This is a genomic window from Streptomyces sp. BYX5S, assembly GCF_054724165.1.
Genome location: NZ_CM138829.1, coordinates 7,172,062 through 7,185,602 on the forward strand (window position 1 = coordinate 7,172,062; position 13,541 = coordinate 7,185,602).

General features: G+C 68.7%; 11 protein-coding genes and 1 pseudogene. 4 read left to right on the forward strand and 8 right to left on the reverse strand.

Annotated elements, in window-relative coordinates; translation table 11 throughout:
* Positions 1-60 precede the first annotated feature (60 nt).
* Positions 61-1,572 carry an APC family permease gene (locus ACYBSK_RS32250; protein ID WP_460244215.1) on the forward strand — a complete coding sequence of 504 codons (1,512 nt, stop codon included), beginning with the start codon at positions 61-63 and terminating at the stop codon, positions 1,570-1,572.
* On the opposite strand, the gene ACYBSK_RS32255 is transcribed toward ACYBSK_RS32250, so the two are convergent.
* Both ACYBSK_RS32255 and ACYBSK_RS32260 read right to left on the reverse strand, forming a co-directional pair.
* Complete coding sequence (locus ACYBSK_RS32255; protein ID WP_460244216.1) at positions 1,538-3,940, reverse strand: ABC transporter permease; 2,403 nt, start codon at positions 3,938-3,940, stop codon at positions 1,538-1,540. The two genes, ACYBSK_RS32250 and ACYBSK_RS32255, sit on opposite strands and share 35 nt — an antisense overlap.
* A 5-nt stretch (positions 3,941-3,945) precedes the next feature.
* Positions 3,946-4,713: an ABC transporter ATP-binding protein gene (locus ACYBSK_RS32260; RefSeq protein WP_457480790.1), complete on the reverse strand. Its 768-nt coding sequence runs from the start codon at positions 4,711-4,713 to the stop codon at positions 3,946-3,948.
* 216 nt (positions 4,714-4,929) lie between these two features.
* Between ACYBSK_RS32260 and ACYBSK_RS32265 the strand changes: the two genes are divergently transcribed.
* Entirely contained in the window at positions 4,930-6,147 is a 1,218-nt protein-coding gene (locus tag ACYBSK_RS32265; protein WP_457480791.1) for a sensor histidine kinase, read from the forward strand.
* Entirely contained in the window at positions 6,132-6,779 is a 648-nt protein-coding gene (locus ACYBSK_RS32270; RefSeq protein WP_457480792.1) for a response regulator, read from the forward strand. Before ACYBSK_RS32265 ends, ACYBSK_RS32270 begins: the two co-directional genes overlap by 16 nt.
* Positions 6,780-7,013: 234 nt before the next feature.
* Here ACYBSK_RS32270 and ACYBSK_RS32275 read toward each other — a convergent pair whose 3' ends face one another.
* From ACYBSK_RS32275 to ychF, 4 genes and pseudogenes are all read right to left on the reverse strand, one after another.
* On the reverse strand, positions 7,014-7,670 hold the full coding sequence (locus ACYBSK_RS32275; protein ID WP_460244217.1) for a helix-turn-helix transcriptional regulator: 657 nt from the start codon (positions 7,668-7,670) through the stop codon (positions 7,014-7,016).
* Between the two features lie 576 nt (positions 7,671-8,246).
* A pseudogene (locus tag ACYBSK_RS32280) lies at positions 8,247-8,435 on the reverse strand (transposase family protein); the annotation flags it as partial.
* 146 nt (positions 8,436-8,581) lie between these two features.
* Positions 8,582-9,406: an MBL fold metallo-hydrolase gene (locus tag ACYBSK_RS32285; protein WP_460244218.1), complete on the reverse strand. Its 825-nt coding sequence runs from the start codon at positions 9,404-9,406 to the stop codon at positions 8,582-8,584.
* 322 nt (positions 9,407-9,728) lie between these two features.
* Positions 9,729-10,817, reverse strand: coding sequence for a redox-regulated ATPase YchF (gene ychF / locus ACYBSK_RS32290; protein ID WP_457480795.1), 1,089 nt, complete (start codon positions 10,815-10,817; stop codon positions 9,729-9,731).
* 161 nt (positions 10,818-10,978) lie between these two features.
* On the opposite strand from ychF, the gene ACYBSK_RS32295 reads away from it, so the two are divergent.
* The gene (locus ACYBSK_RS32295) at positions 10,979-11,638 is read left to right on the forward strand and encodes a DUF6542 domain-containing protein (protein WP_460244219.1); all 660 of its coding nucleotides are present in this window, start codon (positions 10,979-10,981) and stop codon (positions 11,636-11,638) included.
* A gap of 15 nt (positions 11,639-11,653) precedes the next feature.
* On the opposite strand, the gene ppgK is transcribed toward ACYBSK_RS32295, so the two are convergent.
* Positions 11,654-12,403 carry a polyphosphate--glucose phosphotransferase gene (gene ppgK / locus ACYBSK_RS32300; RefSeq protein ID WP_460244220.1) on the reverse strand — a complete coding sequence of 250 codons (750 nt, stop codon included), beginning with the start codon at positions 12,401-12,403 and terminating at the stop codon, positions 11,654-11,656.
* 29 nt (positions 12,404-12,432) lie between these two features.
* Positions 12,433-13,467 carry a 4-hydroxy-3-methylbut-2-enyl diphosphate reductase gene (locus ACYBSK_RS32305; protein ID WP_457480798.1) on the reverse strand — a complete coding sequence of 345 codons (1,035 nt, stop codon included), beginning with the start codon at positions 13,465-13,467 and terminating at the stop codon, positions 12,433-12,435.
* Positions 13,468-13,541: the final 74 nt, after the last annotated feature.

The following is a 13,541-nucleotide window of genomic DNA, read 5'->3' on the forward strand; positions in this document are numbered from 1 at the left end:
CACGCACCCGCACCCGCACACCGCCCGCAGCCCCGCCCCCTCCCTCCCTAGGACCTGCCCGTGTCGACGAACCTCCCCTCAGCAGACCCACGGACACAGCACGGCGGCACCACCACCCCGGACTCGCACCTGCGGCGCAGCCTCAGGCGCTTCGACATCACGGCGATGGCCGTGGCCGCGGTGATCTCCTTCGACACCATCGGCCAGATCGCGACGGGCGGCGGCGAGGCGGCCACCTGGACCGCGGCGATCGCCCTGTTCTTCCTGCTCCCCTACGCGCTTCTCTTCGCCGAGACCGGCGCCGCGTTCCCGCAGGAGGGTGGCCCGTACGTCTGGGTGAAACTGGCGCTCGGCCGCCCGGCGGCAGCGCTCACGACCCTCTTCTACTGGGTCACCAACCCGATCTGGCTGGGCGGTTCACTGGTCTTCCTGGCCGCCGAGACGTGGGACGGCTTCGTCTTCCACCTCGGCTCGGGCACGTTCGCCGACTACACGTTCAAGCTGCTCTTCGTGTGGATCGCGATCCTCACGGCGATCGTCTCGCTCAGCCGCGGCAAGTGGATCACGACGGCGGGCGCGGCGGTGAAGGTGGCGGCGCTCGCCCTCTTCACGATCACGGCGATCCTGTACGGCGCCGAACACGGCTTCCAGGGCCTGGCCACCGCCCACTTCACCCCGTCGACGGCCGGCTTCCTGGCCCTCGTCCCGATCCTCCTCTTCGCCTACGTGGGCTTCGAGGCGCCGAACGCCGCGGGCGAGGAGATGCACGACCCGCAGCGCGACGTGCCCGCGGCGCTCGGCCGCTCGGCGACGATCGCCGCGGCCTGCTACCTGCTGCCGATCCTGGCGCTCCTCGCGGTCGTCCCCGCGGACAAGGTCACCGGCATCGGCGGCTTCATGGAGGGCGTCCGCCTGGTCTTCGACATCTACGGTCCGGCGGCGGGCCCGCTCCTCACCTGCACGGCCGTGATGTTCGTCTTCGCGCTCCTCACCCAGGGCAGCGCGTGGATGATCGTCAGCGACCGGATGCAGGCGATGGCGGCGGCCGACGGCGGCTTCTTCAGCCGCGCGCTGGGCGCCTTCCACCCGAAGCTCGGCACCCCGGTGCGCACGAACCTGCTCTCCGGGGCCGTGGCGACGCTGTTCATGCTCGCGGCGATGCAACTGGTGAAGGGCGACACCGGCGCGGTCTTCGGCGTGGTCCTGACGGTGGCGGTGACGACGCTCCTGCTGTCGTACCTGGTCGTGGTCCCGGCCCTGGTGGTGCTGCGCCTGCGCCGCCCCGAGGTCCCCCGCCCCTACCGGGTCCCCTTCGGCACCCGCGGCTTCGTGACGTGCGCCGTCCTCGTCTACGCCTGGATCCTGGTGGGCTCCTGGTCCGCCCTCTTCCCCGGCGTCCTGGAGTCCCTCTTCGGCATCGACTACGACTTCATGGACACGTGGGGCGTCTCCCGCACGACGTTCGAGACGTTCACGTTGGGGACGGTCGTGGTGTTGGGACTTGTGGGGGCGGCGGGGGTGGGGGTGGCGCGACGCCTCACGCCGCCCGGCGCCTCAGGGTCTTCGAGGTGACCGCGATCCCCGCGAGGACCGCCGCCGCCAGGGTGCCGACGACCGCGGTGACGACGGCTCCCGAGTTCAGGTGCAGGCCCACGTCCGACGAGGTGGCCTCGGACAGGCCCGCCGCCATCCCCGCGAGCGGGGGCAGCGTGACCAGGACACCGAGGGCGGCTCCGATCACGATGACCAGGGTCGTCTCGCCGACCGAGGTGAACAGGAGCTGGCGGACGGTGCCACCGGCCGACTTCATCACCGCGAAGTCGCGGCGCCGGCCGTGGGCCGCCATGGCCATGGAGTTGGCGACGGCGATCACGCTGTAGCCGACGGCGATGACGATCAGCATCATGGCGAGGGACTCGGTGAGCTTCGCGTCGGTGTTGTAGTCGGCCAGGGCGAACTCGACGGCGTCGTGCAGTGCCACTCCCGGGACCGCGGCCGAGGCCTTGGCGTCGGCCGGGACGAAGATGTCGTCGGTGAGCGCGGCCGGGTCGTGGGCGCGGACCAGGTCACGGGCGACCACGAAGTCACCGCGGGCCGGGTCGTCTGGCAGCACCTCGGCGACGGTGAGCGTGACGGTGGCGCCGTCCGCGAACCGCACCGGCACTTCCTGCCCCTTCTTCAGCCCCAGGTCGCCGGCCGTCTTCTCGCCGAGGACGGCCTGTCCCTGCTTGTTCCACTCCGGGTCCCGGCTGCCCAGTACGTCCAGGACCGTGGCCGCTCCGGCGATATCGGTGTTCCGCGCCTTGTTCGTCTCGACGAACGCACGGGTCGGCAGGGCGGCCTTGCCGACCGGGTTGGCGGCGACGACCTCGTCGGTGTTGCCGGGAGTGCCGTCCGGCGTGACGATCGTCTGGCCCGCGACCTTCAGTGCCTCACCGGCCGGATAGGCCACCCGCATCGTCTCGACCATGCCGCTGAGCAGCACCGCGAAGCCGACGGCAGCGATCACCGGTGCCACCAGGGAGGCGGCGCGGCGCGGGTTGGCGACCATTTCCGCACGGACCAGGACCGGGGTGGCACCGCCGCCGCGCTGGAACGGCGCGGTCAGGATGCGGCCGACGGGTCCGACGAACACGGGTGCCAGCAGGGCCGCAGCGACGATCAGGGTCATGGTGGCGAAGATCGCCATGTTGATCCGGTTGTCGGCGGTGGAGGTGGCGGTGCCGATGGCGAGCAGGACGCCGAGGCCGAGGACGGCCAGACCGGCGATCCAACGACCGCGCCCCATGCCCTTGTTGGCCGAGCGGCTGTCGAGCAGTGCCTCGATCGGGGCGACCTTGGCGGCCTTGCGGCCCGCGCTCCAGGCGCCGACGACGCTGACACCGATGCCGATCACGGAGGCCACGAGGAGCGGCCAGGCGGCGATGGTGATCCGCATGCCGGGCGGGACGACGTCCAGGCCGCGGAGGATCGAGAGCAGCAGCGGCGTCGCCGCCACACCGGCCACGCAGCCGACGATCGAGCCAGCCAGGCCGACCACGGAGGCCTCACCGAGGATCATGCGGCGGATCTGCTTCGGCGAGGCGCCGATGGTGCGCAGCAGCCCGATCTCGCGGCGGCGCATCCCGGTCGACAGGACCAGCATCGAGGCGACGACGAACACCGTGGTGAACAGGCCCAGGATGGCCATGGCACTGATCAGCTGGACGCCGAGGAAGCGCTTGTGCTCGATGTACGCGGGCTGCAGCTCGGCCCGTCCGTCACCCGAGACCACGCTGCCCTGATCCTTGACGACCTTCTTCGCCGCGGCGACGATCGCACCGGTGTCGGCGCCCTTGTCGGGGACCAGGGCGATGGTGGAGACACCGGGCTGCTGCTTCGCGGCGAACTTCTCGCTGAAGTAGTAGCCGGGACCGTCCACGGTGCCGACGACCTCGAACCGCTCGCGGCCCTGGGTGACGTTGACGGTCAGCTCGCTGCCGACCGCCGCGCCGAGCGCACGGTCCACCACGACCTCGTCCATGGCCGCGGGAGCCCGGCCGGAGACCAGCTGGTACGACGCCATGCGCGCGCTGCCGAAGCCGTGTCCCGACTCCAGGGCGCCCTCGTCGGTGACGGGCTTGCCGGCCTTGATCGCCTGGGCGTAGAAGGAGCGGTCCACGACGGCGTCGGCGACGCCCGGGACCTTCGCGAGGCCGGCGACCAGCGGCTCGGCCTCGGACTCGCTCCACGGCATCCGGTCCTCGGGGCTGCCGTCGGCCTCGACGGCCTGCTCCGGCAGGGCGAGGGCGGCGGTGCCCTCATAGCGCGGCTGGACCTCGGCCTTGGCGGAGTCGTAGATGACCAGGGTGGTGGTGATCAGGGCCACACCGACCAGGACAGCGACGAAGGCTCCCAGGAAACCGGACCAGCGTTCACGTACGTTCGCGAGGATCAGCATGTCTCTCAGGCCTCCAGCCGGGCCATGTGGGTGGCGATCGCCGCGGCGTTGTTCGCACCGGCCTGGCGGTCGAGGGAGATGCGGTCGGCGATGCGGCCGTCCTTGAGGAAGACGACGACATCGGCGTGGGCCGCGGCGACGGGGTCGTGGGTGACCATCAGAGTGGTCTGGCCCTCCTGGTCGACCAGCATCCTCATCATCCGCAGCACCTCGCGCGAGGTGACGGTGTCCAGGGCGCCGGTCGGCTCGTCCGCGAAGAGGACGTCGGGGCGGGTGACGAGGGCACGGGCGAGGGCGACGCGCTGCTGCTGACCGCCGGAGAGCTCGCTGGGCCGGTGGCCCGCCCGCTCCGCGAGTCCTACGGAGGCGAGCGCCTGCTCGACCTGCTCACGGCTGACCTTGCGACCGGCGAACCGGGACGGGAGCTCCACGTTCTGCGCGGCCGTCAGGGACTCGACCAGGTTGAAGGCCTGGAACACGAACCCGACGTGCTTGCGGCGCAGTTCGGTGCGCTCCTTCTCGTTCTGCCGGCCGATGTCCGCACCGGCGAGGACGATCTCGCCCTCGGACGGCTGCTCGAGCCCGGCCGCGCACTGCAGCAGGGTCGACTTGCCGGAACCGGAGGGCCCCATGATCGCGGTGAAGGTGCCGCGCGGAAAGGCGAGGGAGACACCGTCCAGAGCGGTGACCTGGCGTCCGCCGGTGCCGTGCACCTTGCGGAGGCCGTGGAGTTCGACCGCGTACGGGGTGGCGGTGGTGCGGCTCGTCGTCATACGGAGATTCCACCGTGCGGGAGGGCCCAGGGCACTGGCCTGCTCTCTACTCCCGAGGTAGTGCCAGCACTACCTCCACGCTCCGAAACGAACGGACGCACCCGCCGCCACACAACCGAACTGCGCCGCACAGCAGGCGATTTGAGGCCCCCGGGGACGCGACGGCGCCCTGTTCCCGCACAGATCGGCACGCGGCACCCCGGGTACGTTCATCGCATGCAACCCACAACGGCCTGGCAGGCCATGGCTCAGCGCCCGCTGAGCTTTCTGACCTCCAGCTGGCCCTGGCGGTCCCTCGCGTATCTGAGCGGCGGCGTCCTGGTCGGGGCCGCGGCGGTCCTCGTCTTCGCCCTCGGCCTGGCCGCGGGCCTGGCCCTGCTCGTCGTACTGATCGGCGCGGCACCGCTGGTCGGGCTGGTCCTCGCCTCCACCGTGGTGGCCACGGTGGAGCGTTGGCGGCTGCGTCTGGTGGACCTCGACCGGCTGACCGGCCCGCACCGCCGCCCGGACTCCCCGGGCCCGCGCGGCTGGGTGGCCACCCGTCTCAAGGAACAGGCGACCTGGCGGGAGCTGGTGTTCACCCTGGTGTCGGCCGCGGCCCTCTGGTGGCTCGACCTGCTCGTGCTCGGCTTCTCCTTCGGGCTGCCGGCCACGCTGATCGCCGCGACCTCGGGTGACACCTGGCCGTGGACGGTGTTCGCCGCGATCGTGCTGCTCGCCTCGCCCTACACGGTGACCGCGTGGGCCGGGGCGCGCGCGGCCATGGCCCGCACGTTCCTCGCGCCGCGGGACACGGAGCTGGGCGAGGAGCTGCGCGAGGTGCGCGCCTCGCAGTCGCGTCTCCTGGACTCCTTCGACGCCGAACGCGTACGGATCGAGCGCGACCTGCACGACGGCGCCCAGCAGCACCTCGTCTCCCTCGGCATGACCCTGGGCCTCATGCGCCTGGACGTCCAGGAGGGATCCGCGCAGGACGAACTGCTCACCCAGGCCGAGAATCAACTGGGGACCGCACACCAGGAGTTGCGCGCCCTGATCCGGGGCCTCAACCCGCCGGTCCTCGCCGACCACGGGCTCGTCGCGGCGATCGAGGACTACGCGGGCCGCTTCCCGATCCCGGTGACCGTGGATCTGAAGCTGCCCGAGCGACTGCCCAGGAAGCTCGAGACGACGATGTACTACGTGATCAACGAGGCCATGACGAACATCGCCAGACACAGCGGCGCCACGCTGGCGCACGTCCACGGCCGCTACCATTCCGACCTGTTCGTCCTCGACATCAAGGACGACGGCAGGGGCGGACTCGACCCCGCGGGCAGCGGCGTGACCGGCCTCGCGGACCGGGTCCGCGCTCTCGACGGCCGCGTGCGGGTGTCGAGCCCCGCCGGTGGTCCCACCCTGGTGCACGTGGAGGTGCCGTGTCGCTTCGTCTGATCGTGGCCGAGGACGCCGTGCTGTTGCGCGAAGGCCTGGTCGGGCTGCTGGAACGGGTCGGTCACGAGGTGGTGGCAGCCGTCGGCGACGCCGAGGGCCTGGTCGAGGCGGTCCGCGCCGACCGGCCCGACCTGATCGTCACCGACGTCCGGATGCCCCCGTCGCTCGGCGACGACGGCCTGCGCGCGTCGGTGGAGCTGCGCGCGGAGTACCCCGGACTGCCCGTGCTCGTACTCAGCCAGTACGTGGAACGCTCCTACGCGCTTCGCCTGTTGGACTCGGGGGGCGGCGCCGGGGTGGGCTACCTGCTCAAGGAACGGGTGAGCAAGGTCGCCGACTTCACCTCCGCGATCGAACGGGTCGCCGCCGGCGGGACCGTGGTGGACCCCGAGGTCATCCAGCAGCTGGTCCGACTGCGCCAGGACCCGCTGGAGCGGCTCAGCGCCCGCGAGCGCGAGGTGCTCTCGCTGATCGCGGAGGGCCGCAGCAACGCGAGTCTGGCCAAGCTCCTGTTCATCAGCGAGGCGGCCGTGAACAAGCACATCGGCAACATCTTCACCAAGCTGGACCTCCCGGTGGACACCGAGGGGCACCGCCGGGTGCTGGCGGTGCTGGCGTACCTGCGGGCGTGATCACGGGACACGGCGCGCACGCGCCCCGACGAGCAGAGCCACCCCCTGCTCGTCGCCGGCGACCGCTCATACGTTGAACCGGAACGTTCAACACAGCGCTCCCACCTGCGGAAACTTTCCCTCAGGTGATCGTATCCAGCACCCATCCAGCACCGTCGGGACCCATCCAGCACATCCAGCACGTCAAGCCGCGGAGACAGACTCGACTACCGGTGATCCCGCTCGGAGCTACTGTTAGTTTCCTCCGGCCCGGGCCGCCCCGTTTTCCACGTCGTCAAGGTGAACGATGACGTCCTCAACGGAAAGCGAGTGCATCAATTCTTTCGTAGGCACCTGAATACCGCATCCCATGCGCGTAGTCAGGCAGGGGAAAGATCCCGCTCTCACCATTTTATACGCAGCAGATTTGGCGATTCCCAGCGCTTCGGCAGCAGCCGGAAGGTCGACAAATTTGGGGTAAAAGTCGGAGGTGTAGTAATAGTAATTACTACCCGTAACCCAAGTGCGGGCCAACATCGCTTCTGTCGCGAGAGTGTCTCGCAGGCCCGGGCGACGCCTTGCCCGAAGATCCTCGTGATAGCGATTAACAGCTTCACCTAGGCCGTACATCTGCCATAGCGCTCCAGTCCGCTCGCCCCTAATTTGCTCGGCAACGGCGGGATCTCTCGGATCGGCTTCGTGAATAATCGAAGACGCCTTCAGCGTGGTACCCGTGACAGCTTCTTCGAGCATCAACAGGTCTTCCACGTAATCGGTCGAACTTTCACTTACATGAACTTTTGCACGTTCGTAGGCGGCATTGATGGCCGCCTTGACCATCAACGTCGGAACCTCTCGAGGAGGGACATCCCTCACCGTTCCCTCCCAAACATCGAGGGCAGCTTCGAACATGTCCGATCGGACGTCCCCTAAATCGCAATAAAACTGTCGGGAGATCGACCAAGAGCGCGTACGAAGGAAAGGGGCGAGGCAGTCCACAACGATCATCCGCCACTTGTTATCGCCGCGCGCGTCAGACATACGCCCCATGGCGACTATTGACTCCCAAAGCTGAGAGGGTTTTCGCGCCGCTCGCGCAGCCACAGCTCGGGAGCGGAGCTTCAAATAGTTCGGGTGCCGTTTGATCTGACATTCACGTGCGTCATCCACGTGGACACAGACCGACCCTTCACCGCAAACATCACGGACATACGCTGCTACGCAGCCGAAGACGTCAGGCGCCATCTGTCCTCCGAGGCTCAATCTCTGAAGTTCAGCAGGGTATGCCGTGTCGAGCGATCGCTCGACCGGAGAACAAATGAACCCTAGATCTGCACACCATTGACACTAGCGAGTGATGATTGCGGCAGGAATTGACGAAAGCCCCGTCAGGTCCATAGCGGAAGGTGCGCAACCGCCAGGCCTAATGCGCGATCACTGAGCGTTTTCCAACCTCACGCTGATGCGTGGTGAAGGACGACTACTGCCGCCGAACCCCGCTGCGAGCTGGGTGTAGCTGTCACCGCACCGCAGGTGGGCCAGGGCGAGCAGGGCCTCACGTGCCACGGGAAGCCGCCGCCACCGCGTCCCGATGTTCCGGCGCCTGGCCCTCAATTCTCCGGCCAAGAACCGCACGGTGCGGGTGGACAAGTCGATCGAGGACGGATAGACAAGCACGCGAAGCTCCTGGCGGACACGGGTGATCTTGGTCGAGAACCCATCTAGCAGGAGCTTCGTCGTTGCGCACGACCATCCAAGACGTTCAGCGCCGCCAGCTCTGAAGAGGCTCACAGACAGGGGCGTCTTGCGGCGGAAGCAGCTTGCTAGCCAGGCGTCCCGTCGCGCTGGCTTCGTCGGGCGAGGTTTCGGGCCTGCCCTTCGTGGATGTCGCTCGCCCACTCCCAGCCGGGTTTGGGCGATACGACCCGCGGGTCGCTGGACACCCGGGCGTCACGCAGGTCCTCCACGTACGCGCGATCCAGTTTCATCCTGGCGCGTACCTCCTCATCCCTGGCGAGGGAGCCATGTCCGGGGATGACGACATCAACGTCGTCCGCTACGCCCTCGAGCAGCCCCAGCCCGACCAGGTAGTCCTCAATCGGCTCAATGGTGTCGTCGAGCATGGGAACGAAGACGTCGGAGAGCATGTCGCCGGCGATGAGAACTCGGCGTTCTTCGATCAACAGGGCCGCATGGCCCGGGGCATGCGCCGGATGCTCGATGATCCGCACCTTGGGGCCGTCCCAGGGAAGCTGCACGGTTTCAGCAGGCAGACCAGTGATCAGGCCGTACAGGTCGAGCGGTGTGTCCTCGGCGATTTCCGGAGGCAACCCCTCAGCAACATCGGCCTTCCAGTCCGCGTTCGACAACACATCCCGCATGAAGTCCGCGCAGCGGGCTGTACCGTAACGAGGCGCTCCGCCGAGTTCGGCGTGCCAGAGCACGTGATCCCAATCAGGATGCGTCGAGAACCCTGCCACCACGGGCCGGCCCAGCTGCCGAAGGTCGTTCGACAGGCAGGTCATTTCGGCACCGGTAATCCCGGCGTCGACGAGTAGCACGCCGTCCCTGCCCTGCACGACAACGGTGTTGTTCTCGAGCAACTCACTCTGGTGGATCAGCACGCCGTCGACGACTTGCTTCAGCATGGGTCCCTCCCCGTTTGATGTCGCACCCTGCCAGAGGGTCTGGCGCACATCAACACAACCGGACGGGGCGGTTGGAAGAGACTCACTCCGTTGAGCCGAGCTGCACCTGCCGGTTTCCACTGAACGAGGCGACGCGACGCAACCGGCACGAGACGCCTTGGGGCCGCAAGCGGGCTGGCGTGCATCGCATCATCTGGGAGAGGAGGCGATGCACTGCCAATCAGGCGCAGCCACTGTGCAAGTACAACTGCCATGCAAATGCCAAGGGATCGGCCCCGAATTTGCACGTTAACCAGTCGCGTAACTTAGAGCGATTGGTCGATCACACGTTGAACCGGAACTCCACCACGTCCCCGTCCTGCATCACGTAGTCCTTGCCCTCCATACGCGCCTTGCCTGCCGCACGCGCCTCCGCGACGGAGCCCGTTTCGACGAGGTCGTCGAAGGAGATGACCTCGGCCTTGATGAAGCCCTTCTGGAAGTCCGTGTGGATGACGCCGGCCGCCTCGGGGGCCGTGGCGCCCTTCTTGATGGTCCAGGCGCGGGACTCCTTGGGGCCTGCCGTGAGGTAGGTCTGGAGGCCGAGGGTGTCGAAGCCGACGCGGGCGAGGGTGGCCAGGCCCGGCTCCTCGGCGCCCACCGACTGGAGGAGCTCCATCGCGTCCTCCTCGTCGAGCTCGGCGAGGTCCGCCTCCAGCTTGGCGTTGAGGAAGATCGCCTCCGCCGGGGCGACGAGGGCGCTCTGCTCGGCCTTGAACGCGTCGTCCGTGAGCTCGTCCTCGTCGACGTTGAAGACGTAGAGGAACGGCTTCGTCGTGAGGAGGTGCAGGTCGTGGAGGAGTTCCTCGTTGCCGCTGCCCTGGACGATGCCCTGGGAGGAGAGCGTCTCGCCCCGCTCCAGGATCTCCTTGGCCGCCTCGACCGCCTTGACCTTCGGGGCGATGTCCTTCTTGATGCGCGACTCCTTCTGGAGGCGCGGCAGGACCTTCTCGATGGTCTGGAGGTCGGCGAGGATCAGCTCGGTGTTGATCGTCTCGATGTCGCTCTTGGGCTCGACCTTGCCGTCGACGTGCACGACGTTCTCGTCCTGGAAGGCCCGGATGACCTGGCAGATCGCGTCGGACTCGCGGATGTTCGCCAGGAACTTGTTGCCCAGGCCCTCGCCCTCGGAGGCGCCGCGCACGATGCCCGCGATGTCGACGAAGTCGACGGTGGCCGGGAGGACCTTCTGGGAGTTGAAGATCTCGGCCAGCTTGGTGAGGCGGGCGTCCGGGACGCCGACCACGCCGACGTTCGGCTCGATCGTGGCGAACGGGTAGTTGGCCGCGAGCACGTCGTTCTTGGTCAGGGCGTTGAACAGGGTCGACTTGCCGACATTCGGCAGACCGACGATTCCGATCGTGAGCGACACGTTGCGACTTCCCGTACGTGGTGTGAGTGAGTGTGGGGCTGGGCAGTCCACCAGTCTACGGCCTCACCCGACCCGGCCGAATTGCGCCAAGGTCGGTCAAGGTCTGCCAAAGTGCGTGTCTCATGGGCTATTGGGCACATAAGCGCATCTATGTTGGGCTTGTGGAGCAACCCAGGACGCGTTCGCCGCAGGCCCGCCCCCGCCGCACGAGCCCGCTGCCGCCCCAGTCGCAGGGCGGCCACCAGGGCGTTGAGGACGACGGCGCCGTGCCGTCGCCCGGTGCGGCCGGCACGTCCGGTGACACCGGTGGGACCGCCACCGTGTACCGGGCCGCCGCAGCGGGCAGACCCGCTGCCGGGCGCCGGGCGTTCCGCTTCCCGCAGCCGCGCCTCACCGGCCGCGGCACCGCGCTGTTCTGCGTCGCCTCCATGCTCGCCGCCGGGTTCCTCGACCGGCTGCTGTTCGGGGGCGCCCCGGCCGTCTACGGGGTGCTGTTCCTGCTCGTCAGCGGGCTCACGGCGGTGTGGGTGCGGGGCGCGGACCTGGTGACGGCGGCGGTCGTGGTGCCGATCGCGTTCGCCGTCGGCATCGTGCCGATCGCGGAGGGCAGCGGGGGCCTCGGGCAGCAGTTCATGGGGCTCGCCACGACGCTCGCGATGAACGCGGTGTGGCTGTACGGCGGGACGCTCATCACCGGGGTGCTCGTGAGCGTACGCAAGGTGCGGCTCATGGCCCGGCGGGCGGCGGCACGGCGGGCGTCCGGCGCGTCCGCGGCCCGGACGCCGTCGAAGGCGCCGGGGCCGCGCCGCCGCACTGCGTAACCCCCTCCGGGGGAGCTACGCGCGCGAGGCCGTCATCGCCGCGCCCACGATCCCCGCGTTGTTCTGCAGCTCGGCCGGGACGATCTCGGCCTTGATGCCCTCGATCAGCGGCAGGAACTTGTGCGCCTTGCGGCTGATGCCCCCGCCGATGATGAACAGGTCGGGCGAGAACAGCATCTCCACGTGCGCCAGGTAATTCTGCACGCGGTGCGCCCAGTGCTCCCAGCTGAGGTCGTGGTCCTCGCGGGCCTTCGTGGAGGCCCGCTTCTCCGCGTCGTGCCCGTCCAGCTCCAGGTGGCCCAGCTCCGTGTTCGGCACGAGGACGCCCTCGCTGAACAGGGCGCTGCCGATGCCCGTACCGAAGGTGAGCAGCAGCACGGTGCCCTTGCGGTCGCGGCCCGCGCCGAAGTTCATCTCGGCGACGCCCGCCGCGTCCGCGTCGTTGAGCACCGTGACCGGCAGCCCGCCGAGCTTCTTGCTCAGCAGGTCCTGCGCGTCGACGTCGACCCAGGACTTGTCCACGTTGGCCGCCGTACGGATCGTGGAGCCTCCCGTGACGACGCCGGGGAAGGTGATGCCCACCCGGTCCGGGCGGGCGTCACCGAAGTGGTCCACGACCTGCTTGACCCCGTCGGCCACCGCCTCGGGGGTGGCCGGATGCGGGGTCAGCACCTTGTGGCGCTCCTGGGCGAGATCGCCGCGCCCCAGGTCGACCGGGGCGCCCTTGATCCCGGATCCGCCGATGTCCACACCGAAGATCTGCATGACTCCACGTTACGACGGGAGACCGACAGTCACTTCCCGGGGGCGGAATCCCCGGCACCCTCGGCACCCTTGACGCCCTCGGCTCCCCCGACCAGGGCGGCGGCCTCCGCGCGCAGGTCCCGGCGCAGCTCCTTGGGCAGCGAGAACGTGATCGACTCCTCGGCCGCCTTCACGATCTCGACGTCCGCGTAGTCCCGCTGCTTCAGGTACTCCAGGACCTCCTCGACGAGCACGTCGGGGACGGAGGCGCCGGAGGTGACGCCGACGGTCGTGACGCCCTCCAGCCAGGACTCGTCGATCTCGGACGCGTAGTCCACGAGGTACGCCTCGCGCGCACCCGCGATCTTCGCGACCTCGACGAGCCGCTTGGAGTTCGAGGAGTTGCGGGAGCCGACGACGATGACGAGGTCGGAGTCGGCGCCCATCTGCTTCACGGCGAGCTGACGGTTCTGGGTCGCGTAGCAGATGTCGTCGCTGGGCGGGGAGACGAGGCCGGGGAACTTGGTCTTCAGGGCGTCGACGGTCTCCATCGTCTCGTCCACGGAGAGCGTGGTCTGGGAGAGCCAGACGACCTTCTCGGGGTCGCGGACCTCGACCTTGGCGACGTCCTCGGGGCCGTCGACGAGGGTGATGTGCTCGGGGGCCTCGCCGGAGGTGCCGATGACCTCCTCGTGGCCCTCGTGCCCGATCAGGAGGATGTCGAAGTCGTCCTTGGCGTAGCGGATCGCCTCCTTGTGGACCTTGGTCACCAGGGGGCAGGTGGCGTCGATGGTGGCGAGCTTGCCGCGCTCGGCCTCCTCGTGGACGGTCGGTGCGACACCGTGCGCCGAGAACATCACGATGGAACCCTCGGGGACCTCCTCCGTCTGCTCGACGAAGATGGCGCCCTTCCGTTCCAGGGTCTCCACGACGTACTTGTTGTGCACGATCTCGTGGCGGACGTAGATGGGCGACCCGTACTGCTCAAGGGCCTTCTCGACGGCGATCACGGCACGGTCCACACCGGCGCAGTAACCCCGGGGGGCGGCGAGCAGGACGCGGCGGGAGCCAGGCGTTGCAGTCATGTGTCCCATCGTAAGGGCGACCCCAGGGCGCCAAAGATCGTCCGGGTGGGGAGACTGGGAGTCTGCGCGATCTA

Excerpts from the sequence above, each read along its gene's own strand:
- ACYBSK_RS32255 (WP_460244216.1), bottom strand. The coding sequence starts at position 3,940 with ATGCTGATCCTCGCGAACGTACGTGAACGCTGGTCCGGTTTCCTGGGA.
- ACYBSK_RS32260 (WP_457480790.1), bottom strand. The coding sequence starts at position 4,713 with ATGACGACGAGCCGCACCACCGCCACCCCGTACGCGGTCGAACTCCAC.
- ACYBSK_RS32265 (WP_457480791.1), top strand. The coding sequence starts at position 4,930 with ATGCAACCCACAACGGCCTGGCAGGCCATGGCTCAGCGCCCGCTGAGC.
- ACYBSK_RS32275 (WP_460244217.1), bottom strand. The coding sequence starts at position 7,670 with ATGTTCGAAGCTGCCCTCGATGTTTGGGAGGGAACGGTGAGGGATGTC.
- ACYBSK_RS32285 (WP_460244218.1), bottom strand. The coding sequence starts at position 9,406 with ATGCTGAAGCAAGTCGTCGACGGCGTGCTGATCCACCAGAGTGAGTTG.
- ppgK (WP_460244220.1), bottom strand. The coding sequence starts at position 12,403 with ATGCAGATCTTCGGTGTGGACATCGGCGGATCCGGGATCAAGGGCGCC.
- ACYBSK_RS32305 (WP_457480798.1), bottom strand. The coding sequence starts at position 13,467 with ATGACTGCAACGCCTGGCTCCCGCCGCGTCCTGCTCGCCGCCCCCCGG.